The organism is Micromonospora sp. NPDC048868 (assembly GCF_043198195.1).
Lineage (GTDB): Bacteria > Actinomycetota > Actinomycetes > Mycobacteriales > Micromonosporaceae > Micromonospora > Micromonospora reichwaldensis.
This window is the reverse complement of the sequence record NZ_JBICUN010000041.1, coordinates 1-1936: the sequence shown is the minus strand read 5'-3', so window position 1 is coordinate 1936 and position 1936 is coordinate 1. Positions and strand designations below refer to the sequence as shown.

The window sequence follows — 1936 nt, the reverse complement described above, 5'->3', positions numbered from 1 at the left end:
CCCTCAACGCCCTGATCCTCGCCTACGGCGACCGGATCACCATCTAACAACCTCGATCACACCACAGGCCCAAACACGGAAATCGACACACTCCCTCTCCACGCTCAAGTCGTGGAGATCCTGACCGAACTACGCTGCTGCCCACGCCGCGCCACCCCGATCGTCCAGGCCATCCTCGTCCTCCAAGCCGCCGAAGACGCCCGCTACCCACGATGAACATGGCTCAGTGACGCGTACGACGAAGAGGTCTACTACCTCGACGAGTAGGCCAGTCTCCGGACATCTCTACGGCTGACGCGACTCCAGATCTGCTCTGCCCTTGTCAGTGAGCGTGGCGCTGCTGGACCAGAACTCCAGGCTCTCGAAGCAGAGGATCAGGCCCTCGTTGCGCAGGCCGCGGATCAGATCCCGCCAAAGCACCTCCGGGTGTCCGGAAGGTGGCTCCTCTCCGAAGAACTCGGCCAGCGGCGCGGGATCACCCGGATGCTCAACGCTGTACTGCTCCAGCCATCGCAGGAACATCACACGCCCGACCTCGCGGCTGACAGCGCCAGCCGTGGCACCCATCGGCTTGCCGTCCTTGTCCACGATCTGGGCCCGGTCGCCAGCGTGAATCTCGATGTGGAGCTCCGGCCACGGCGAGCCCTCCTTGGATACCCCGCCGATTAGAAGAAGCCGCCTCATGTACGCGCCAACGAAGTAGTTGCGCTCGGCAAGTTGGCTGATGTACTCACCCAGGGCCTTGGCGGCATCGCGGTGCTCACGGACAGTGTGAAGATCGTCGTGGATATCGGCATAGTCCCTGACCATCTGTAGGAACTCGACCATCAGGTCCTCGTCCTCATCTGGCATACGGTCGGGCATGATGTAGCTGGTCGCCACGCACTCCTGGATCATCGGCCAGAGGGCGTGTCCAGTGGCGATGATGTTCAGCTTCTTCGGCACCGGATACGTCGGGTCCCGAATCAGTTTCATGCTGTCCGAGACACTGGACTCCGAGGCCACCCAAGCTGCATGATCGCGTTTGATCTGATGCAGCTTCTCCACGGTGAAGTGGTTGGGCTGGTCGTCCACCTGCTTGTGGTGCTTGTTACACAGCAGCATCAGGTTCTCGTGGGTGTCGAGCTTCGACGGGTCCAGGCGGCCGGCTCGGGGACCTCCAGGACTCTTTGCCACGATGTGGGCCAGTTCGCCGAAGACCGACGGGTCGTCGTCCTCAGTGCCGGGCGTCAGCACCAGCATGCGGCAGATGCAGCACTTGCCACCGGCCTCCGACCACACGATCTTCAACGTTCTCTCGGAAATCGCCACAGGAACCTTCGCTTAGAAGCCGACTCGGACCAACATACTGTCCCACCGCCGACCAAGATCGGTAGCTCGGCTCATCGGCCGATACCTGGCTCATGGCGGCCAGCGACTTCATGGACTTCTCAACCGACCCAGAGCAGTTCTCGCTAGCGAACTACTTGGCTCGGGCGGTCCTGGTCAGCGGCCACTTCGAGTCTTAGCATGCATTAACGTAGACAGCGCTGTCTAGCCGAAGTCGGACGCGTTGAAGCTAATCCGTCGTCAATTGCTTGATGGCATTTGTCGCTTCATTAATCGACACAAGCTCGGTGTCGATTCGCATGTCTGCGACCGGGAGGCGAAGTGTCTGCTCGACAGCCACGAAGCGTTGGTCTTCGTCCCCGGTGCCCCGCGACTGGATGCGCTTTGCGAGTACGGCTGGCCGGGCGTATAGCTCGACTATGGTCCAGTTCGCTTCGGTGCCATCCGCTATGGCCCCAACTGCCTCGATCTGGCCAAGGTGGACAACTGGAACCCGATCGGACTCCCATAACTGCTCAAGCCCGAAGCGGTCAACGAAGTACGTTGCGCCGTATCGAGTGTTCTCCCATAGGAGTGCCCCCCGCATCTGCCGTAGGGCATCTACTTG

At 61.1% G+C, this 1936-nt stretch carries 1 protein-coding gene and 2 pseudogenes; 1 reads left to right on the top strand and 2 read right to left on the bottom strand.

All coding sequences use genetic code 11. The features are described from left to right. Positions 1 to 79: 79 nt before the first annotated feature. Positions 80 to 216 (top strand): annotated as a pseudogene (locus ACGFNF_RS30335) (IS5/IS1182 family transposase); the annotation flags it as partial. 69 nt (positions 217 to 285) lie between these two features. Here ACGFNF_RS30335 and ACGFNF_RS30330 read toward each other — a convergent pair. Together ACGFNF_RS30330 and ACGFNF_RS30325 are read right to left on the bottom strand one after the other, a co-directional pair. After that, positions 286 to 1311, bottom strand: coding sequence for an HNH endonuclease (locus ACGFNF_RS30330; RefSeq protein WP_393172351.1), 1026 nt, complete (start codon positions 1309 to 1311; stop codon positions 286 to 288). A gap of 247 nt (positions 1312 to 1558) precedes the next feature. Next, positions 1559 to 1936 (bottom strand): annotated as a pseudogene (locus ACGFNF_RS30325) (kinase); the annotation flags it as partial.